Origin of the sequence: Pseudomonas sp. PDM02 (genome assembly GCF_014852285.1) — a bacterium.
Taxonomy (GTDB): Bacteria; Pseudomonadota; Gammaproteobacteria; order Pseudomonadales; family Pseudomonadaceae; genus Aquipseudomonas; species Aquipseudomonas migulae.
In genome coordinates, this window is record NZ_JACVBL010000010.1 from 154,869 (window position 1) to 173,516 (window position 18,648).

Annotated in this window: 17 protein-coding genes; 10 read left to right on the forward strand and 7 right to left on the reverse strand. The window is 60.8% G+C overall.

The annotated features are described in order from the left end of the window. Positions 1 to 141: 141 nt before the first annotated feature. Positions 142 to 693, reverse strand: a complete 552-nt coding sequence (locus tag IB245_RS18995) for a cytochrome b (RefSeq protein ID WP_192228334.1) — start codon at positions 691 to 693, stop codon at positions 142 to 144. A gap of 201 nt (positions 694 to 894) precedes the next feature. Here IB245_RS18995 and IB245_RS19000 point away from each other — a divergent pair, with 201 nt between their 5' ends. From IB245_RS19000 to IB245_RS19030, 7 genes are read left to right on the forward strand one after another with little or no spacing between them, the layout of a single operon-like run. Beyond that, positions 895 to 1,572, forward strand: coding sequence for a thermostable hemolysin (locus IB245_RS19000; protein WP_192228335.1), 678 nt, complete (start codon positions 895 to 897; stop codon positions 1,570 to 1,572). Then, entirely contained in the window at positions 1,562 to 3,043 is a 1,482-nt protein-coding gene (locus tag IB245_RS19005; RefSeq protein ID WP_192228336.1) for an AMP-binding protein, read from the forward strand. Before IB245_RS19000 ends, IB245_RS19005 begins: the two co-directional genes overlap by 11 nt. Further along, positions 3,040 to 3,714 carry a TenA family transcriptional regulator gene (locus IB245_RS19010; protein ID WP_192228337.1) on the forward strand — a complete coding sequence of 225 codons (675 nt, stop codon included), beginning with the start codon at positions 3,040 to 3,042 and terminating at the stop codon, positions 3,712 to 3,714. The genes IB245_RS19005 and IB245_RS19010 overlap by 4 nt, the downstream gene beginning before the upstream one ends. Continuing rightward, entirely contained in the window at positions 3,701 to 4,507 is an 807-nt protein-coding gene (locus tag IB245_RS19015) for an SDR family oxidoreductase (RefSeq protein WP_008039066.1), read from the forward strand. The genes IB245_RS19010 and IB245_RS19015 overlap by 14 nt, the downstream gene beginning before the upstream one ends. Beyond that, positions 4,504 to 5,148, forward strand: coding sequence for a tetratricopeptide repeat protein (locus IB245_RS19020; RefSeq protein WP_192228338.1), 645 nt, complete (start codon positions 4,504 to 4,506; stop codon positions 5,146 to 5,148). The genes IB245_RS19015 and IB245_RS19020 overlap by 4 nt, the downstream gene beginning before the upstream one ends. An 11-nt stretch (positions 5,149 to 5,159) precedes the next feature. Next, entirely contained in the window at positions 5,160 to 5,822 is a 663-nt protein-coding gene (locus IB245_RS19025; protein WP_008028051.1) for a response regulator, read from the forward strand. After that, on the forward strand, positions 5,819 to 7,186 hold the full coding sequence (locus IB245_RS19030; RefSeq protein WP_192228339.1) for a sensor histidine kinase: 1,368 nt from the start codon (positions 5,819 to 5,821) through the stop codon (positions 7,184 to 7,186). Before IB245_RS19025 ends, IB245_RS19030 begins: the two co-directional genes overlap by 4 nt. 89 nt (positions 7,187 to 7,275) lie before the next feature. Here the strand turns inward: IB245_RS19030 and IB245_RS19035 are convergent, their stop codons facing one another. From IB245_RS19035 to IB245_RS19055, 5 genes are all read right to left on the reverse strand, one after another. Then, positions 7,276 to 8,124: an ureidoglycolate lyase gene (locus tag IB245_RS19035; RefSeq protein ID WP_008024786.1), complete on the reverse strand. Its 849-nt coding sequence runs from the start codon at positions 8,122 to 8,124 to the stop codon at positions 7,276 to 7,278. Between the two features lie 38 nt (positions 8,125 to 8,162). Then, a complete protein-coding gene (locus IB245_RS19040; RefSeq protein ID WP_192228340.1) occupies positions 8,163 to 8,903 on the reverse strand; it encodes an SDR family oxidoreductase in 741 nt (246 codons plus the stop codon). Beyond that, the gene (locus IB245_RS19045; protein WP_032832480.1) at positions 8,900 to 10,282 is read right to left on the reverse strand and encodes an MFS transporter; all 1,383 of its coding nucleotides are present in this window, start codon (positions 10,280 to 10,282) and stop codon (positions 8,900 to 8,902) included. Before IB245_RS19045 ends, IB245_RS19040 begins: the two co-directional genes overlap by 4 nt. 89 nt (positions 10,283 to 10,371) lie before the next feature. Further along, positions 10,372 to 11,952 (reverse strand): aldehyde dehydrogenase (NADP(+)), encoded by a 1,581-nt coding sequence (locus tag IB245_RS19050; protein ID WP_192228341.1) that lies wholly within the window; start codon positions 11,950 to 11,952, stop codon positions 10,372 to 10,374. A 128-nt stretch (positions 11,953 to 12,080) separates the two neighbouring features. Then, the gene (locus IB245_RS19055) at positions 12,081 to 13,031 is read right to left on the reverse strand and encodes a LysR family transcriptional regulator (RefSeq protein ID WP_008024779.1); all 951 of its coding nucleotides are present in this window, start codon (positions 13,029 to 13,031) and stop codon (positions 12,081 to 12,083) included. Positions 13,032 to 13,145: 114 nt separating this feature from the next. Here IB245_RS19055 and IB245_RS19060 point away from each other — a divergent pair, with 114 nt between their 5' ends. Together IB245_RS19060 and IB245_RS19065 are read left to right on the forward strand one after the other, a co-directional pair. Next, the gene (locus IB245_RS19060) at positions 13,146 to 14,327 is read left to right on the forward strand and encodes a fumarylacetoacetate hydrolase family protein (protein WP_192228342.1); all 1,182 of its coding nucleotides are present in this window, start codon (positions 13,146 to 13,148) and stop codon (positions 14,325 to 14,327) included. A 47-nt stretch (positions 14,328 to 14,374) separates the two neighbouring features. After that, on the forward strand, positions 14,375 to 16,162 hold the full coding sequence (locus tag IB245_RS19065) for an IlvD/Edd family dehydratase (protein WP_192228343.1): 1,788 nt from the start codon (positions 14,375 to 14,377) through the stop codon (positions 16,160 to 16,162). Between the two features lie 66 nt (positions 16,163 to 16,228). Here the strand turns inward: IB245_RS19065 and ptrR are convergent, their stop codons facing one another. Continuing rightward, complete coding sequence (gene ptrR / locus IB245_RS19070) at positions 16,229 to 17,110, reverse strand: putrescine utilization regulator PtrR (RefSeq protein ID WP_008039073.1); 882 nt, start codon at positions 17,108 to 17,110, stop codon at positions 16,229 to 16,231. 100 nt (positions 17,111 to 17,210) lie between these two features. Between ptrR and IB245_RS19075 the strand changes: the two genes are divergently transcribed. Further along, a complete protein-coding gene (locus IB245_RS19075; RefSeq protein ID WP_192228344.1) occupies positions 17,211 to 18,602 on the forward strand; it encodes an aldehyde dehydrogenase family protein in 1,392 nt (463 codons plus the stop codon). Positions 18,603 to 18,648: the final 46 nt, after the last annotated feature.

Here is an 18,648-nt window from a genome sequence, read left to right on the forward strand (position 1 = left end):
TGTAAGCCTCAAAGCCGCGAAAATTTGTGGATAGCTCGGCAATGAACCTGACTATTCCATATTCAGAGCAGTATTGAACGACCCTCGCCATGCCCCTGAACATCGTGAGCAATCGCCGTCAGGGTCAAGAGCGCACTGAATTCATGACCTGCTTCGTCCAGACAACATCCGGGCAAGGGTGTTATCACCGACCCAGTAATGATGGAACAGGCCAGCGAGCGCATGCAGGCCGATCAGCCAATAGCCGCTGCTGCCAAGCCATTCGTGCCAGTACTTGAATCGCTTGGCCAGATCCGGATCCACCGACACCGGTGCCGACAGATAGACGTCGAAATACGGCAAGGGCTTGCCTCCCGCAGCCAGCATCAACCAGGCCATCAGTGGCGTCACAATCATCAAGCCATACAGCGCCAGGTGCATCAGGTGTGACAGGCCGGTCTGCCAGGCCGGCGGCGTTGGCGTGATCGGCGGACGCGGCGTCAGACGCCCGAGCAGGCGAATCCAGACCAGAGCGAAAATGCTTATCCCGAACAGCCCATGCAACCCCAGGAACAGAGTTCGTGCGTTGCTGCCGCGCGGCAGCAGTCCTTTGATCTCAATGCACGCATACACGCCGACGAACAGCGCCAACATCAGCCAGTGCAGGGTAATCGACAGCTTTGCATAACGATCTGTGACTATCTCGCGGGTCATAAACACGCCTCATCAAAATTTAGGACGACTGCCGTGCGACAGCCTCTGAGCGGTTGCTTTGAACCGGCGGCACGCAGCCTGTCGGTCAAAACTTAAGACAGTCTGAAGAACAGCGCTCAACGAACCTTTTTCCACCTTCAGACTTCATTAAGAAATGCCTCGGATACTTCCCCCAAACTTATAGAGGGAGGCGTTCCGCCCATGCCCGATTTCGACTGGAACATTGCACTGCCGCTGCACTTCGGCCAGGCAGAAACGCCACAGATCGTCCTGTCCCGCGCCTTGCCCGGCGATGAACAGAGGCCGGTATTCGAGAACTTTATCCAGCAACGCTTTCGCAAGGTTCACGGTGCAGACATTCGTCAATTCATGCCGCAGTTGTTCGGCATAAGCAGCACCGACGGCGAACTGTGCGCGGTCGCCGGGGTACGCCTGGGCCGTGACGAACCGTTGTTTCTGGAGCGTTATCTGGACAAACCGATCCAGACATTGATCAGCGCCGTGGTGGAGCGTCCGGTGGACCCTGCCGGCATCGTCGAGGTCGGCAATCTGGCCGCCACCGACACCGGCAATGCCCGGATGAGCATCATTGCCATTACCTATTTGCTGGCCATGGGCGGGCTGGAATGGGTGGCATTCACCGGCAACATGGGCCTGGTCAACAGCTTTCACCGACTGGGCCTGAAACCGGTGACTCTCTGCGCCGCCGACCCGCAGCGACTGGGCGACGACCGGCACAGTTGGGGCAGCTACTACGAAAGCAAACCCTGGGTTCACGTCGGCAACATCCGCGCCGGCTTCATTCATCTGCGCAACATCGGTCTGTTCAGCCGGCTGGGCTTGCCATCGTCCCTTGACGGAGCCTGCCATGTCGCCTGAATGCCATCGATTCGAGCAGGCCTTGCGCAGCCATGCCGAGCACAAGAGCAACGTCATTGCCCTGTGGGGCGACACCCTGAAAATCGATTACGCCACGCTGTACGCTGAAGTGAAGTACCGCCAGCAACGTCTGCGCGATGAACAGGCAAGCGTCATCGCCCTGGCTCTGGACAACGGCGTCGAGGCCATACTCTGGGACTTGGCCGCGCTGTTCGAAGGCCTTGCTTGCGTGACCTTGCCCCCCTTCTTCAGCCCCGCACAGCGTGCCCACTGCCTGGAACAGAGCCAGGCAGAACGAGTGATTGCCGAACCGGAATTCGAAGCCGAACTGCTCGTTGCCGGGTATGAGAAAAGCGCCGAGTTCTGGCGACGCCCGTTCGCCGGCCCGAGCCGCATGCACCCCGGCACGGCCAAACTGACCTTCACCTCCGGCACCACCGGGACTCCCAAAGGCGTGTGCCTGAGTGCCGACAGCTTGTTGCGGGTAGCGCGGGAACTGGATCAGGCCAGCAAACCCACTGAACCACAGCATCACCTGGCGCTGTTGCCGCTGGCGATCCTGCTGGAGAACCTGGGCTGCTACGCCGCGCTCTACGCCGGTGCCACCCTGAGCCTGCCGAGCCAGAAAACCCTGGGCATCCGGGGCGCCAGCGGCGTCGATGTACCGCGCCTGCTCGGTTGCCTGGCCAGTCGTTCGCCCGAGAGCCTGATTCTGGTGCCGCAACTGCTGCTGATGCTGGTCAGCGCAACCGAACAGAACGCGTTCAATCCGCAAACACTGCGCTTTGCCGCCGTCGGTGGCGCGCGAGTCTCTAAGGACTTATTGCAACGCGCCCGGCACGTCGGCCTGCCGGTCTATGAAGGTTACGGCCTGTCCGAATGCGCTTCGGTCGTCTGCCTGAATCGCCCTGCAGCGTACCGTGCAGGTAGCGTCGGCCGGCCCCTGCCCCACGTCGAAGTGAAACTGGCCGAAGACGGTGAGGTACTGATCAAGGGCTCGCTCTTGCTCGGTTACCTGGGTGAGCCGGCCTACACCGGCGAGTGGTGGCACAGCGGCGATCTCGGGGAGTTCGACGCGCAGGGTTTCCTGTTCCTCAACGGTCGCAAAAAGCATCAATTCATCACCAGCTACGGGCGCAACGTCAACCCGGAATGGGTCGAAGCGGAACTCACCCAACGCCAACACATCGCCCAGGCTTTTGTGTATGGCGAGGCCCTGCCGCGAAATCATGCATTGCTGTGGCCCAATCGCCCGGACTGCACGGACGAACAACTGGCTGCTGCCGTCGCCGAAGCCAACGACGCGTTGCCCGATTATGCCCAGGTGCATCACTGGACACGCCTGAATGAACCCTTCACTGCCGCCAATGGCCTGCTGACCGCCAATGGCCGCCCGCGCCGGGACGCCATCGTCGCGTTATACCGCGCACAACTGACCGAATTCCCCCATTCCGAGGAGCCCGCATCATGACGTTTTTCGACACCCTGCAAGAAGCCACTCAACAAGAGCGCCACGAACTGTTCAACCTGCCGATCATCCTCGATGCGCTGCAAGGCCAGGTCAGTCTTGAAAGCTATCGGGCGTTTCTCGCTCAGGCGTACTACCACGTGCGCCACACCGTGCCGCTGATGATGGCGTGCGGCGCGCGCCTGCCCACACGCCTGGAATGGCTGCGCAAGGCGGTATGTGAATACATCGAGGATGAATACGGCCACGAACAATGGGTGCTCGACGACATAGCCGCCTGTGGCGGTGATCGCGAAGCGGTGCGCAACGGCCAGCCCTCGCTGCCGATCGAACTGATGGTCGGTTTTCTCTACGACCTGATTGCCCGGGGCAACCCGGTGGGGCTGTTCGGCATGGTCAACGTACTGGAAGGCACCAGCATCGCCCTGGCGACTCACGCGGCGGGCAGCATCCGTGAGCACTTGGCCTTGCCGGAAAGCGCCTTCAGTTATTTGAGCTCCCACGGTTCGCTGGACATCGAGCACATGCAGACCTATCGCCGGCTCATGAATCAACTCGACGACAGCGCCGACCAGGCCGCCGTGATCCATGCCTCGAAAGTGGTGTACCGGCTTTACGCCGACATGTTCCGCGTTTTGCCGGGCCGCCTGGAAGTCCAACATGCAGCTGCATGAGGCCCGTGTGGTCCTGACCGGCGCGAGTGGCGGCATCGGCATGGAGATCGCCAGCGCACTGTGCGCCGCCGGTGCCCGGGTCCTGGCCGTGGCTCGTCACCAGGAGTCACTGCTGCCGCTGCTCGCGCGCTATCCGCAGAATCTGCACTGGGTGGCCGCCGACCTGACGTTGCCCTTCGACCGGCACAAGGTACTGGCCGCCGTTGAGGCCATCGGCGGTATCAACCTGTTGATCAATGCCGCCGGCGTCAATCATTTCGCCATGCTGGAACAGCTCGATGACAGCGACATCAACGCCATGTTGGCGGTCAACGTCAGTGCACCGATTTGCATGACCAAGCTGCTGTTGCCGCAGCTCAAGCAAGCCGACAGTGCCATGGTGGTGAATGTCGGCTCGACCTACGGTTCGATCGGCTACCCCGGTTATGCCAGTTACTGCGCCACCAAGTTTGCCCTGCGCGGTTTTTCCGAAGCCCTGCGCCGGGAACTGGCGGATACCCGGGTCAGTGTTCTGTACGTGGCACCTCGCGCCACACGCACATCGATGAACAGCGCGGCGGCCCAAGCCCTGAACGATGCCCTCAAGGCCAATGTCGACGACCCGAAAACCGTGGCCTCGGCCGTCCTCCACGCAATCGCCGGCGACCACCGCGACCTTTACCTGGGCTGGCCGGAACGTTTTTTCGTGCGTCTCAACAGCCTGTTGCCCAACCTGGTGGATCGAGGCCTGCGCAAGCAATTGCCACTGATCCGCCGTCTGAGCCACAAACCCGAGAACGAGCAAAAACCATGAAAAAAATCTTTGCCTGCCTTTTGATAGGCGCCTTCAGCCAGATCGCCTGGGCCCTCGACAGCGCCGACCAGCAACGCCTCTCTGCCCTCCAGCAGAGTTGGGCGCACATTCAATACGAAATGCCGGAAAAACAACGCGAGCAAGCCTTCGAACAACTGGCCGCGCAAGCCTCCGCCTTCAGCCAGGAACGCCCGGCCGTGGCCGAAGCGTGGATCTGGAAAGGCATTGTCACCAGCAGTTGGGCCGGCGCCCAAGGCGGGCTCGGGGCATTGGGCAAAGCCAAAGACGCCAAGGCTGACCTGGAAAAATCCCTGACTCTGGACCCCAAAGCCCTGCAAGGCTCGGCTTACACCAGCCTCGGCGCACTGTATGACCGCGTACCGGGCTGGCCCATCGGTTTTGGTGATTCAGACAAGGCCGAACAACTGCTCAAGCTTGCCTTGCAGATGAACCCCAATGGCATCGACAGCCTGTACTTTTGGGGCGATCACCTTTACCGTCAAAAGCGCTACTCTGAGGCCAAGGCAGCGTTGCAAAAGGCGCTGCTGGCCGCCCCTCGCCCCAACCGCGAAACGGCCGACGCCGGGCGCCGCAAAGAGATCGAGACGTTGCTGGTGGACGTAAACAGAAAACTCGACTGACAGGAGTTCGCGTGCGTTTATTACTGATCGAGGATGACGTCGCCCTCGGCGAAGGCATTCACCAGGCCCTCGGGCGCGAAGGCTACACCGTCGACTGGATCAAGGACGGCAGCAGCGCCCTGCATGCCTTGCTCAGTGAAACCTTCGACCTGGCCGTGCTTGATCTCGGCCTGCCGCGCATGGACGGTCTCGAAGTGCTGCGACGCCTGCGCGACAGCGGTTCCAACTTGCCGGTACTGATACTCACTGCCCGCGATGCCACCGAAGACCGCATCGCCGGGCTGGATGCCGGCGCCGATGACTATCTGATCAAACCGTTCGACCTGGCCGAACTCAAAGCCCGGTTGCGCGCCCTGCTGCGGCGCAGCGCCGGACGCGCGCAAATGCTGATCGAGCACGCCGGCATCAGCCTCAACCCCGGCACGCAGCAAGTCAGCTATCTTGGCCAGCCCGTGGGGCTGACACCCAAGGAATACCAGTTGTTGCACGAATTGCTCTCGCCACCGGGGCGCGTCATGACCCGCGATCATTTGATGCAATTGCTGTACGGCTGGAATGAAGAAGCGGAAAGCAACACCCTGGAAGTGCACATCCATCACCTGCGCAAAAAATTCTCCACCGACCTGATCCGCACCGTTCGGGGTGTGGGCTATCTGGTGGAGGAACGTCGATGACGTCGATCCGTCGCCGTACGCTGACGCTGATCATCGGCTTGATGCTCGCCGGGCTGGCGGTGATCAGCCTGTTTAACGTGCACGACAGCAACCACGAAATCGCCGAGGTCTACGATGCGCAACTGGCGCAGAATGCCCGCCTGTTGCAAGGCGTGATGCGCATGCCGTTGGCGAGTCAGGAACATGCGGATCTGTACCAGGCGTTCAATACGGCGCTGGGCGAGGCCGTGCCTCGCGGCGATGGTCATCCGTACGAAAGGAAAATCGCCTTTCAGGTGTGGAGTCCCAAAGGTGAAGTGCTGGTGCACACCGCCAGTGCGCCCTCGTTCGGCACGCCACCGAACACACCCGGTTTCAGTGACGTGGTGGATTTGAACAATCGTCACTGGCGCGCCTTTGTCCTTGAAGACAAACAAAATGGCCTGCGTATCTGGGTCGGTGAACGTGACGATGTGCGGGCGGATCTGGTCGATCGCATCGTCCGCCACACCCTGTGGCCGAACATGCTGGGCAGCCTGATCCTCGCGGCGATGGTTTGGCTGGCCATCGGCTGGGGGCTCAAGCCGTTAGCCGATATGGCCGCAACCCTGCGCGCACGCCATAGCGGCTCGCTGGAGCCGCTGCAAATGACACCGCTGCCCAGCGAACTGGAACCGATGCAGGCGGCACTCAACCGCATGCTTGCGCAAATTCAGGACGTGCTCGGACGTGAGCGGCGCTTCATTGCCGACGCCGCCCACGAAATGCGCACGCCCTTGGCCGTCTTGCGGGTGCACGCACAAAACCTGCTGGAGGCCGGCACCGAAGATGACCGACGCGAATCACTTGAACACCTGATCGCCGGCGTCGATCGTACCAGCCGCCTGGTCAACCAATTGCTGACCATGGCGCGTCTCGAACCGAAAACGGCAGCCAAAATCCCTCCCCCCATTGACCTGACAGCCACCGTTCGAGAAAGCCTGGTGCAGTTGACTCCCTGGCTTTTGAGCAAAGGACTTGAACTGGTTTTCGATGCGGATGATGACATCGGCCCGGTCAGGGTCGATTCGGCCGACATCCACATTGCCTTGAACAATTTAGTGACGAATGCGGCAAATTTTTCACCGGCTAACGGTTTGATCAGCGTGCGCCTGGAAAGAAAAGAAGATCGCTATGAGTTATCCGTCGAGGACGAAGGCCCGGGAATCGAAGAGTCGGAACGCAATCGGCTCCTTGAGCGCTTTTACAGCCGTGGCAATGGCCAAGGGGCAGGCCTGGGGCTGGCCATCGTCAAGGCAATCGCAGATCGTACGGGAGGGGAAATCAAGCTGGAAAATCGAACGCCAACGGGGACCCGTGCGACGTTAGTGATTTGCCCTCGCTAAGTTGAGTTTGAGTTAACAAGACCCGAGAAAAACGACAAAGCCCCGATCGCTCGGGGCTTTGTCGTTTCTGGTGTTTGGGAACGCTTGCCTCAATCCGCCTGCACGGTGACTTGCTGCTGTTCACCCAACCCCGCGATGCCCAAACGAATGGTCTGCCCCGGACGCAGGAAAACCGGCTGTGGCTTGATGCCCAAACCGACGCCCGGTGGCGTGCCCGTCGAAATCACATCGCCAGGTTGCAGGCTCATGCAACGACTCAGGTAAGCAATCAGTTGCGGCACGTTGAAGATCAGCGTCCGCGTATTCCCTTGCTGGTAGCGGTGTCCGTCGACATCGAGCCACAGGTCCAGCGCATGCGGATCGGTGATTTCATCGCGGGTTACCAGCCATGGGCCGAGCGGGCCAAAGGTATCGAAGCCTTTGCCCTTGTCCCAGGTACCGCCCCGCTCCAGTTGCCATTCGCGCTCAGAGACATCGTTGATCACGCAATAGCCGGCGACATGCTCCATGGCGTTGGCTTCATCGATGTTGCGCCCGCCTTTGCCGATGACCACGCCGAGTTCGACTTCCCAATCGGTCTTCTTTGAACCGCGCGGGATCTCGATGTTGTCGTTCGGACCGCAGATGGCACTCGTCCACTTGTTGAAGATGATCGGCTCTTTCGGCACTTCCATGTTCGACTCGGCCGCATGGTCGGCGTAGTTCAGACCAATGCACACGAACTTACCGACCTGGCCGACGCAGGCGCCTATCCGTGGCTTACCGGCAACGATGGGCAGGCTGGACGGATCGATGGCGGCAAGCGTTGCCAGGCTTTCCGGGCTCAGGGCCAGTCCGGCGATGTCCGGTACATGCGCCGAGAGGTCGCGGATCTGATTATCGGCATCCAGCAGGCCCGGTTTTTCCGAACCTTTTTCGCCATAACGCAACAGTTTCATTTAGTTCTCCTGCTCAAACCGAAAGTGCGAAGCGGGTTTCAGATGCTCATGCCGCCATCGATGACATGCACACCGCCTGTGGTGTAGGCGGACGCATCGCTGCCCAGGTACAAAGCCAACTGGGCGATCTCGTCGGCACTGCCGATGCGACCCATGGGTTGGCGCTCAAGAAATTGCTGGTAGACCCGTGCTTCGTCGACGCCTTGTTGCGCGGCCTGTGCGGCAATGCGCTGACGCAGCGACGGCGATTCCACGGTACCGGGGCAAATGGCGTTGCAGCGAATGCCCTGACTGATGAAGTCGGCGGCAACCGCCTTGGTCAGCCCTACCACCGCCGCTTTGCTGGCAGCATAGGCAAAACGGTTGGGCACGCCTTTGATGCTGGAAACCACCGATGACATGTTGATGACTGATCCACCTCCGCGTTCCAGCATCCCCGGCAGGAACGCGCGGATCATGCGGTACATGGCGGTGACGTTGATGTCCATCGACCGCGCCCAGTCCGCTTCATCGCATTCGAGAATGTTGCCACTGTGCACGTAGCCCGCGCAGTTGAACAGCACGTCCAGTGCGCCGATGCGCTCACTGATTTCGCTGATGGCGGTGGTCGATGTCACGTCCAGGGTAATCGCCGTTATGCCTTCAAGCCCTTCCAGCCTGCTGATATCGAGGTCCGTGGCAAACACTTCGGCACCGGCCCGGGCAAAGGCAATGGCGCTGGCCATGCCGATACCCTGCCCCGCCGCCGTGATCAGCACCCGTTTGTTCTGCAGGTTCATGCAGCCTCCAGCTTCGCGGTGAGGGGTGCTGTTTTAGGGGTTCTGCCGAGCATCGACGCGGGAATGGCGAGGATCAGCCCGCCGCTGACGAACAAGCACAGCGCCAGAACGTAGGTGCCGTTGTTGATATTGCCGGTCAGGTTTTCAGCGACGGCGGTGATCATCGAGCCGGTGAAACCGGAGAGGTTGCCGAAGGCGTTGATCATGCCGATACCCGCCGCAGCGGCGACGCCGGAAAGCACGGTTCCCGGCAGGGTCCAGTAAATCGGCATCAGGCTGAGGATCCCCGACGCAGATACGCTGAGGAACAACACGGACAACACCAGGTTGTCGGCGAAATACGCGCTAAGAATCAACCCCAAACCACCGATGAAGGCGGGAATCGCCGCGTGCATACGACGCTCACCGGTCCGGTTGGAGTGCCGTGCGTTGAGCAGCATCGCAACCGTGGCAATCGAATAGGGAATGGCGGTCAGGAGGCCAATGTGCAAGCTGTTGGTGATGCCCGTGCTCTTGATGATCGAAGGCATCCAGAACGCCAGGCCGTAGAAGCCGGTGTTGAAGGTCAGCAGGATCAGCACCAGCAACCACACCCGCGGATTGAAAAACACCTCGCTCAGGCGCGAAGCCTTGCCCTGGTTATCGGTTTGCAGATTGGCCTTGAGCAAGGCTTTCTCCGCAGCGGACAGCCATTTGGCGGAGTCGATGTTGTTGGCCAGGCAGACGATGACGACGAACGCCATGATGATCGAGGGAATGCCTTCGATGATCAGCATCCATTGCCATCCGGACATGCCCTGCACGCCTTGCATGCTGCTCATCAACCAACCGGAAAGGATCCCGCCCAGGGTCAGGCTGACCGGCAATGCCATCAGGAACCCGGACATCACCCGGCTTTGCCGATGGGTCGGAAACCAGTAGTTGAGGTACAGAATCACACCCGGGAAAAAGCCGGCTTCACAGATGCCCAACAAGAAGCGCAGCACGTAGAACATCGTGCTCGATTCGATGTGGAAGAAACCCGCCAGTGGCACGGTGAACGCCACGGCCATGGAGATTACGGCCCAGGTCAACATGATCCGGGCAATCCAGAAGCGCGCGCCGTAGCGATGCAGCAACAGGTTGCTTGGCACTTCAAACAGGAAGTAGCCCCAGAAGAACATACTGGCGCCCAAGGCATAGACGGTGTTGCTGAACTGCAGCTCGTTGAGCATGTCGAGTTTGGCAAAGCCGATATTGACCCGGTCCAGATAAGCGGCCATGTAACACAGGAGCAGGACAGGAAGAATTCGCCAGATCACCTTGCGGTAGGTCCGGTCTTCAAATTCGAGTGCGCTGGCCTGCGCCTGCGCGGGCAATTGCTCGGATATCGTTTGCATGAGGTAACCCCTGGGCATGTGGACATGCCTGATTGTTTTTATCGAATGGGTCAGGCCGAGTGAACCGTTCACTCGGCATAGCGCAATGACTAGAGTGCTTCGGTGGTTTTTTCTCCGTTGACCAGGCGCGTCAGTCCCAATGGATTGCGGTTCTTCAGCGCGTCAGGAAGCAAGGCGTCAGGGAAATTCTGGTAGCAGACCGGGCGCAGGAAGCGATCGATGGCCAATGTGCCAACCGAGGTGCCACGGGCATCGGATGTCGCCGGCCAAGGACCGCCGTGGACCATGGCATCGCAGACTTCCACACCGGTGGGGTAACCATTGACCAGTACGCGACCGACTTTTTGCTCAAGCAGCGCCACCAGGTCGGCGGACTGTTCCAACTCTGCCGTCTCCCCCAGCAAGGTCGCGGTCAGTTGGCCGCGTAAACCGTGCAAGGCCGCCAACAGTTCGGCCCGATCGGCCACCTCGACCACCACGGTGGCCGGACCGAAGATTTCTTCCTGCAGCAACTCGTTGCCCGTCAGCAGCAGGCTGGCATCTGCCTGGAACAATTGCGCCTGCGCCTTGTTGCCCTGCTGTGCCCGCCCGGCCAGATGAATGATCTGTGGATGCGCCAGCAACGTTTCGCAACCGTGAACGTAACTGCGCAGGCCGCCCGCATTGAGCATGGTTTGCGCGGGCTGATCAGCCATCAAGGCACTGAGCGTCTGCACAAAGTGGCTGAAGGCCGGTGAGCGAATGCCGATGACCAGGCCGGGATTGGTGCAGAACTGCCCCGCGCCCATGACCACCGACGCCGCCAGTTCGGTAGCGATGCGCTCGCCGCGCACTTGCAGTGCCTCGGGCAGGACCAGTACCGGGTTGATGCTGCTCATCTCGGCAAATACCGGGATCGGCTGCGGGCGGGCGGCGGCCATGTCGCACAGCGCCCTGCCGCCCTTGAGTGAACCGGTGAAACCGACGGCCTGAATCAGCGGATGCTTGACCAGCGTTTCACCCACGCCGGCACCGAAGATCATGTTGAACACGCCCTCGGGCATGCCGGTATGCTCGGCGGCGCGAACGATGGCTTCGGCCACTCGTTCGGCGGTCGCCATGTGTCCGCTGTGGGCTTTGAACACCACTGGGCAACCGGCGGCGAGCGCAGCCGCGGTGTCACCTCCAGCGGTAGAAAATGCCAACGGAAAGTTACTGGCGCCGAACACCGCCACCGGGCCGACACCCAGGCGACACTGACGCAGATCGACGCGCGGCAAGGATTGGCGTGCCGGGAGTGGCAGATCGATGCGTGCACCGTAGAAGTCGCCGCGACGCAGGGCCTGGGCGAACAGGCGCATCTGGCCGCTGGTGCGAGCGCGTTCGCCCTGGATGCGTGCCGCCGGCAAAGCGGTTTCCTGGCAGACCAGGGCAACGAAATCGTCGCCCAGTGCATCCAGCTCTGTGGCAATGGCCTCAAGGAACTCGGCACGACGGGCGGCCGGTAGATGACGATAAACCGGATAGGCCTGGGCGGCGGCCGTTGCCGCGGCGTCCACTTCCTCGACCGTGGCCTGAATGAACGCCGTGGGCAATGGTTGCCCGGTCGTCGCATCAACGCTGTGCAACACCACCGATCCGGCGGCGCTGCGGCCTCCCGCGATGAAATTGTGTCCGGACAGTTCGGGCATGACAGTCTCCTGACCCTGATTGAAAGCTGGTCGCTACTGTACTGTCGCGAATCGATTCTTTCCCAATGGCATTTTTGGATTAACCGATAACGATCCGTTATCGAATTAGCCGATAAACCCCATCGGATTTAACTCGCCGAATCGTTGTTCAAACGGGCGTTGTCCTTGAGTATTTCGGCAAATTCCAGAGCCGCCCCCACCAGTTGCTCGCCCTTGCGGGTGAGGATGCCGTAGTCCTGCGGGACCAAATGCAAAGGCGTATCCAGCGTCTTGAGCTGACCGCTTTCGAGCAGTGGGTTGACCATGGCATTGGGCAGCATCCCGATCATCGGCCCACGCTGCAGCACCTGGAGGAAGGTCTGCATCGAAATGGTGTCGACGGTGTTGCGAGGCATGCCCACGCCGGCTTCGGCGAACGCGAGTTCCATGCGCCCGCGAATCGGCGTACCCACCGGGTAAAGAATCCATGGCAAGTCCACCAGTTGCTCCAACGAGATGGGGCCGACACCTGCCAGCGGGTGGCGGTCGTTGACCACAATGCAGAACGGTTCGGGAGCCAGCGGTTGAAAGTCGTACCGCTGCTGCTGGCTTTGATCGGTGAAACGGGCGATGGCCAGGTCCAGCTTCTTCTCTTCAAGCATTTCCATCAGGTGGTTACTGGTTTGCTCCACCACCTCGATCGACAGCAATGGCCAACGCTGTTTGATCTGCAAGATCGCCTCGGGCAGGGCCACCGCCGTAGCGGCAAATATTCCGCCGACCTTGAGGTGACCGTGCCCCCCCTCGCGCAGGCTGCTGATTTGCTCGACGAAGGAGCGCGCATCGTTCAAGGCGATTTGCGCATAGCGCAACACGTGTTCGCCCAGCGCCGTGGGCGGCATGGCCCGTGGTTGGCGCTCGAACAAGGCGAAACCGAGCAGGCTTTCGATCTCTTTGAGCATCTTGCTGATGGCCGGCTGGCTGAGGTTCATCTGTTGCGCCGCCAGGTGCATGTTACGGGTGCGCCCCAACGTGTCGATCAGCAGCAAATGCCTGAACTTGAGCCAACCGCAGAAACTGGAGAAGGACAGATCTGACATGAACACGCCTCGCACAGGTAATAACCGCAAGTTATCGAATACTGAATTTATCTCATTGGAGTTTATCGACTGTCCGTCCTAGCGTGAAGTCTTTACGAACCAGGAAGATGCCCCATGTCGCTATTGCTTACTCCCGAAAACACCCTGCCCGTCGATGGCGTCGCCGGTACCTTGATCGGCCGCGCCTGGGTACCAGGCCAGATCGCCGGACCCTCGCCGATCGTCCTGCGCGCCGACGGCGTGTTCGATCTGTCGGAGCGCTTCGCGACCCTGAGTGACTTGCTGGAATCGGACGCTCCTCTGTCGGCAGTGCGCGAGACGCCGGGCACCTTCATTGCCAGCATCGAGGCCCTGCTCGCCAACACCGGACCTGACGCCGACCCGTCCCGACCTTACCTGCTGGCCCCTCTGGACTTGCAGGTGATCAAGGCCGCCGGCGTGACCTTCGCCGCCAGCATGATCGAGCGTGTGATCGAGGAGCAGGCCGGTGGTGACGCCGCCAAAGCCGAAGCCGTGCGGGCCACCGTGCATGGCGTAATCGGTGACAACCTGCGTTCGATCGTTCCTGGCTCAGAGCAGGCCATGCGTCTGAAAGACTTGTTGATCGAACAAGGCATGTGGTCGCAATACCTGGAAGTGGGCATCGGCCCGGACGCGGAAATCTTCACCAAGGCACCGGTTCTGGCCTCTGTTGGCAGCGGCAGCCGGATTGGCATTCATCCGGGTTCGCAGTGGAACAACCCGGAACCGGAAGTGGTGCTGGCGGTGAACAGTCGCGGGCAGATTCACGGTGCGACCCTGGGCAACGACGTCAACCTGCGAGACTTTGAAGGCCGCAGCGCGCTGTTGCTGAGCAAGGCCAAGGACAACAACGCATCCTGCTCGATCGGGCCGTTCATCCGCCTGTTCGACGAGCATTTCAGCCTGGACGATGTCCGCGCCTGCGTGGTCGACCTTGAGGTGCAAGGTGAGGATGGTTACCGGATGCACGGATCGAGCTCCATGAGCCAGATCAGCCGTGACCCGCAGGACCTCGCCGGCCAGACCCTCAACGCCAATCACCAATACCCCGATGGTTTCCTGCTGTTTCTCGGTACCCTGTTCGCGCCCACTGAAGATCGTGATCATGTCGGCAGTGGTTTCACCCACAAACTGGGGGACCGGGTCAGCATCAGCAGCCCGTTGCTCGGCAGCCTGCACAATCAGGTGACCCACAGCTGCGAGGCAACGCCTTGGACCTTTGGCGTGAGCGCCTTGCTGCGTAACCTGGCGTCCCGAGGACTGCTGCCACGCTGATCCAGAACAGATTGTCGATTCATCCAATTACAAGAGAGACATGAATCATGAGTGACACCCCTAAACGCCGTCTGCGCAGCGAGCAATGGTTCAACGACCCTGCCCACGCGGACATGACTGCCCTGTATGTCGAACGCTACATGAACTACGGCATGACCCGAGAAGAGCTGCAATCGGGTCGCCCGATCATTGGCATCGCCCAGACCGGCAGCGACCTGACACCTTGCAACCGTCATCACCTGGAACTCGCGCAGCGGGTCAAGGCCGGCATTCGTGATGCCGGTGGCATCCCCATGGAATTCCCCGTCCACCCGATCGCCGAACAGTCACGCCGGCCTACTGCCGCACTGGATCGGAACCTGGCCTATCTGGGACTGGTGGAGATTCTTCACGGTTATCCGCTGGATGGTGTTGTACTCACCACCGGTTGCGACAAGACCACCCCGGCCTGCCTGATGGCCGCCGCCACCACTGACCTGCCGTCCATTGTGCTGTCCGGCGGGCCGATGCTCGACGGTCATCACAAGGGCGAACTGATCGGCTCCGGCACCGTGCTCTGGCACGCGCGCAACCTGATGGCGGCCGGTGAAATCGATTACGAAGGCTTCATGGAAATGACCACCGCGGCATCGCCTTCGGTGGGTCACTGCAACACCATGGGCACCGCACTGTCGATGAACGCACTGGCCGAAGCGCTGGGCATGTCGTTGCCCGGTTGCGCGAGTATTCCGGCGCCCTACCGCGAGCGCGGTCAAATGGCCTACGCCACCGGCAAGCGCATTTGCGAACTGGTGATGCAGGATGTACGCCCGTCACACATCATGACCCGCGAAGCCTTCGAAAACGCCATCGCCGTCGCGTCGGCGCTCGGCGCGTCAAGCAACTGCCCTCCGCACCTGATCGCCATCGCCCGGCACATGGGCGTCGAGTTGAGCCTGGATGACTGGCAACGGATTGGCGAAGATGTGCCGCTGCTGGTCAATTGCATGCCGGCCGGCAAATACCTGGGCGAAGGTTTCCATCGCGCGGGCGGCGTGCCATCGGTCATGCATGAACTGCAAAAAGCCGGGCGCCTGCACGAAGACTGCGCCACGGTCAGCGGCAAGACGATCGGCGAAATCGTCAGCTGCAGTCTGACCAGCAACGCTGACGTGATCTATCCCTTCGAGACCCCTCTCAAACATCGCGCGGGCTTCATCGTTCTCAGCGGTAACTTCTTCGATAGCGCAATCATGAAAATGTCGGTGGTCGGCGAGGCGTTCCGCAAGACCTATCTATCCGAGCCAGGCGCAGAAAACAGCTTTGAAGCACGGGCAATTGTGTTCGAAGGACCGGAGGACTATCACGCCCGAATCGACGACCCGGCGCTGGAAATCGACGAGCGTTGCATCCTGGTGATTCGTGGTGCCGGCACCGTGGGCTACCCCGGTAGCGCCGAAGTGGTGAACATGGCGCCACCGGCAGCACTGATCAAGCAAGGCATCGACTCTCTGCCGTGCCTGGGCGACGGTCGCCAGAGCGGCACCTCGGCCAGCCCTTCGATCCTCAACATGTCTCCGGAAGCCGCTGTCGGCGGAGGTTTGGCGCTGCTGAAAACCAACGACCGCCTGCGTGTGGACCTCAACGCAAGATCGGTAAACCTGCTGGTCGACGAAGCCGAAATGGCCCGCCGTCGCGCCGAGTGGACGCCCAACATCCCCGCGTCCCAAACGCCCTGGCAAGAGCTGTACCGGCAATTGGTTGGACAGTTATCGACGGGCGGATGCCTGGAGCCGGCCACCCTTCATATGCGGGTCATCGCTCGAAGTGGCGGCGAGCCGCGTCATTCGCACTGACAGCTTTTGCGCAGCCCTGCTATTTCGGCCGGGCAGAATCTGCTGATCGATGGCGGCGCGATTCGCTCAAGTCAGTAGGTCCGCCGCTGCGCATCGCTCCTCGAGCAAACGCACGAACATGGTCAGGCTTTGCGACACCGTCCCCCGGCGCCACACCAGCCAGGTTCGCAAATAGCGAAAGGACTCAGACAACGGCCACACACTCACGGTGGTGCAGCCCGGCATGCTTTCGAGCATGCTGCGCGGCATCAGCGCCAGGCCAGCCCCGGAGCTGACACAGGCCAGCATGCCGTGATAGGACTCCATTTCGAAAATCTTGCCGGGCACTGCGGCGTCCTTGGCGAACCAGCTTTCAAAGTGGTGGCGATAAGAGCAATTGGAACGAAAGGCGTAGATGTTTTCGCCGTTCACGTCTTGCGCGCGGTGGATCGGGGCATGGTTGAGCGGCGCGATCAGCACCATCTCTTCCTCGAAGGCCGGCACGCCCTCCAGTGCCGGGTGCAGCACCGGCCCGTCGACAAACGCAGCGGCCAATCGACCCGAGAGCACGCCGTCGATCATGGTTCCGGAAGGACCGGTGGACAAGGCCAGCTCGACTTTGGCGTGCTTCTGGTTATAGGCGGCCAACAGCCCAGGAATACGCACCGCCGCCGTGCTCTCCAGCGAACCGAGGGGAAACGATCCTTGCGGCTCTTCCCCGGCAACCGTCGTGCGGGCCTCCTGGACCAGGTCGAGGATGCGTCGGGCATAGTCGAGAAAACTCCAACCGGCCGGCGACAGCCGCAGGCGGCTTTTCTCGCGGATAAACAGGTCCACGCCCAGATCCTGCTCCAGTTGCTTGATCCGCGTCGTCAGGTTCGACGGCACCCGATGGATATGCTGAGCGGCCACGCTGATGCTGCCGTGCTCGGCGACAGCTTTGAAAATTTCGAGCTGAACCAGATCCAAGTCATTCTCCAAACGTGAACGGTACGATCAGTATTATTCAGTTTCCAGAAAACAAATGCCACCGTAGTCTGAACCCATCCCCACCCCGCAGGACGGTGCCATGACCCATGTTTCCAGCCTCACCCATGCCATTTCGATCAACCCCGCCAACGGCGAGCAGATCGGCCACTACCCTTTTGAATCCGATGCGGCGCTGCAATCCGCACTGTCACGCGCTGCGGCCGGGTTTCGTGCCTGGCGCGGCACACCGGTGGCGCAACGCGCGCAACGGCTGATCGCCCTGGCCAGCGTCTTGCGCAACAACGCAGAAGCGATGGCAACCATGATCACCCTGGAGATGGGGAAGCCGATCAGTCAGGCCCGTGGCGAAATCGAAAAGTGTGCGCAGCTCTGCGAATGGTACGCCGAGCACGGCCCGGCCATGCTCAACGCTGAACCGACACTGGTTGAGGGCGGGAAAGCGCGCATTGAATACCGCCCGCTCGGCCCGATTCTCGCGGTAATGCCATGGAACTTCCCGATCTGGCAGGTACTACGTGGCGCCGTTCCGGTACTGCTCGCCGGCAACACCTACGTGCTCAAACACGCACCAAACGTGATGGGCAGCGCTTACCTGTTGCTGGATGCCTTCAAGCAAGCCGAATTCCCTGAAGGGGTTTTCGAAGTCATCAACGTCACGCCGGACGGCGTTTCCACGGCGATCAAAGATTCACGCATTGCAGCGGTGACCCTCACCGGCAGCGTGCGGGCCGGCATGGCCATCGGCGCGCAGGCCGGTGCAGTGTTGAAAAAATGTGTATTGGAGCTCGGTGGTTCCGACCCTTTTATCGTGCTCAACGATGCCGACCTCGACGATGCGGTGAAAGCCGCCGTCATTGGCCGTTATCAAAACACCGGGCAAGTCTGCGCAGCGGCCAAACGCCTGATTGTCGAGCAAGGCATCGTCGAGGAGTTCACACGCAAGTTCGTCGAAGCCACGCGCAAACTGGTAGTCGGTGATCCACTCGCCGCCACCACGTACGTCGGCCCGATGGCCCGCTTTGATCTGCGTGATGAACTGGATCAACAAGTGCGCGATACCCTGGAAGAAGGCGCGACATTGTTGCTGGGTGGCAAGAAAGCAGAAGGCCCCGGCAACTTCTACGAGCCAACGGTTTTCGCTGATGTCACCGACCAGATGACCTCGTTCAAGCAGGAACTGTTTGGCCCGGTCGCGTCGATCATCACCGCACGCGATGCCGCCCACGCGCTGGAATTGGCAAATGACAGTGAATTCGGCCTCGCTGCGACTATCTACACCGGCAACGTAGAACGTGCCCAACAGATGGCCGGCGAACTGGAAACCGGTGGCGTATTCATCAACGGTTACTGCGCCTCCGATCCGCGCGTCACCTTCGGCGGCGTGAAGAAGAGCGGTTTTGGTCGCGAGCTTTCGCACTTCGGCGTGCGGGAATTCTGCAACGCGCAGACGGTGTGGCTGGATCGTCACTAAGTGCAGGGATGAAGCCTTGAAAGCTGGCTACAGGTGAATTTTGTGG

What these genes read in the sequence shown, in the direction of transcription:
- IB245_RS18995 (WP_192228334.1), bottom strand. Translation starts at nt 693, where the DNA reads ATGACCCGCGAGATAGTCACAGATCGTTATGCAAAGCTGTCGATTACC.
- IB245_RS19000 (WP_192228335.1), top strand. Translation starts at nt 895, where the DNA reads ATGCCCGATTTCGACTGGAACATTGCACTGCCGCTGCACTTCGGCCAG.
- IB245_RS19005 (WP_192228336.1), top strand. Translation starts at nt 1,562, where the DNA reads ATGTCGCCTGAATGCCATCGATTCGAGCAGGCCTTGCGCAGCCATGCC.
- IB245_RS19010 (WP_192228337.1), top strand. Translation starts at nt 3,040, where the DNA reads ATGACGTTTTTCGACACCCTGCAAGAAGCCACTCAACAAGAGCGCCAC.
- IB245_RS19015 (WP_008039066.1), top strand. Translation starts at nt 3,701, where the DNA reads ATGCAGCTGCATGAGGCCCGTGTGGTCCTGACCGGCGCGAGTGGCGGC.
- IB245_RS19020 (WP_192228338.1), top strand. Translation starts at nt 4,504, where the DNA reads ATGAAAAAAATCTTTGCCTGCCTTTTGATAGGCGCCTTCAGCCAGATC.
- IB245_RS19030 (WP_192228339.1), top strand. Translation starts at nt 5,819, where the DNA reads ATGACGTCGATCCGTCGCCGTACGCTGACGCTGATCATCGGCTTGATG.
- IB245_RS19035 (WP_008024786.1), bottom strand. Translation starts at nt 8,124, where the DNA reads ATGAAACTGTTGCGTTATGGCGAAAAAGGTTCGGAAAAACCGGGCCTG.
- IB245_RS19040 (WP_192228340.1), bottom strand. Translation starts at nt 8,903, where the DNA reads ATGAACCTGCAGAACAAACGGGTGCTGATCACGGCGGCGGGGCAGGGT.
- IB245_RS19045 (WP_032832480.1), bottom strand. Translation starts at nt 10,282, where the DNA reads ATGCAAACGATATCCGAGCAATTGCCCGCGCAGGCGCAGGCCAGCGCA.
- IB245_RS19050 (WP_192228341.1), bottom strand. Translation starts at nt 11,952, where the DNA reads ATGCCCGAACTGTCCGGACACAATTTCATCGCGGGAGGCCGCAGCGCC.
- IB245_RS19055 (WP_008024779.1), bottom strand. Translation starts at nt 13,031, where the DNA reads ATGTCAGATCTGTCCTTCTCCAGTTTCTGCGGTTGGCTCAAGTTCAGG.
- IB245_RS19060 (WP_192228342.1), top strand. Translation starts at nt 13,146, where the DNA reads ATGTCGCTATTGCTTACTCCCGAAAACACCCTGCCCGTCGATGGCGTC.
- IB245_RS19065 (WP_192228343.1), top strand. Translation starts at nt 14,375, where the DNA reads ATGAGTGACACCCCTAAACGCCGTCTGCGCAGCGAGCAATGGTTCAAC.
- IB245_RS19075 (WP_192228344.1), top strand. Translation starts at nt 17,211, where the DNA reads ATGACCCATGTTTCCAGCCTCACCCATGCCATTTCGATCAACCCCGCC.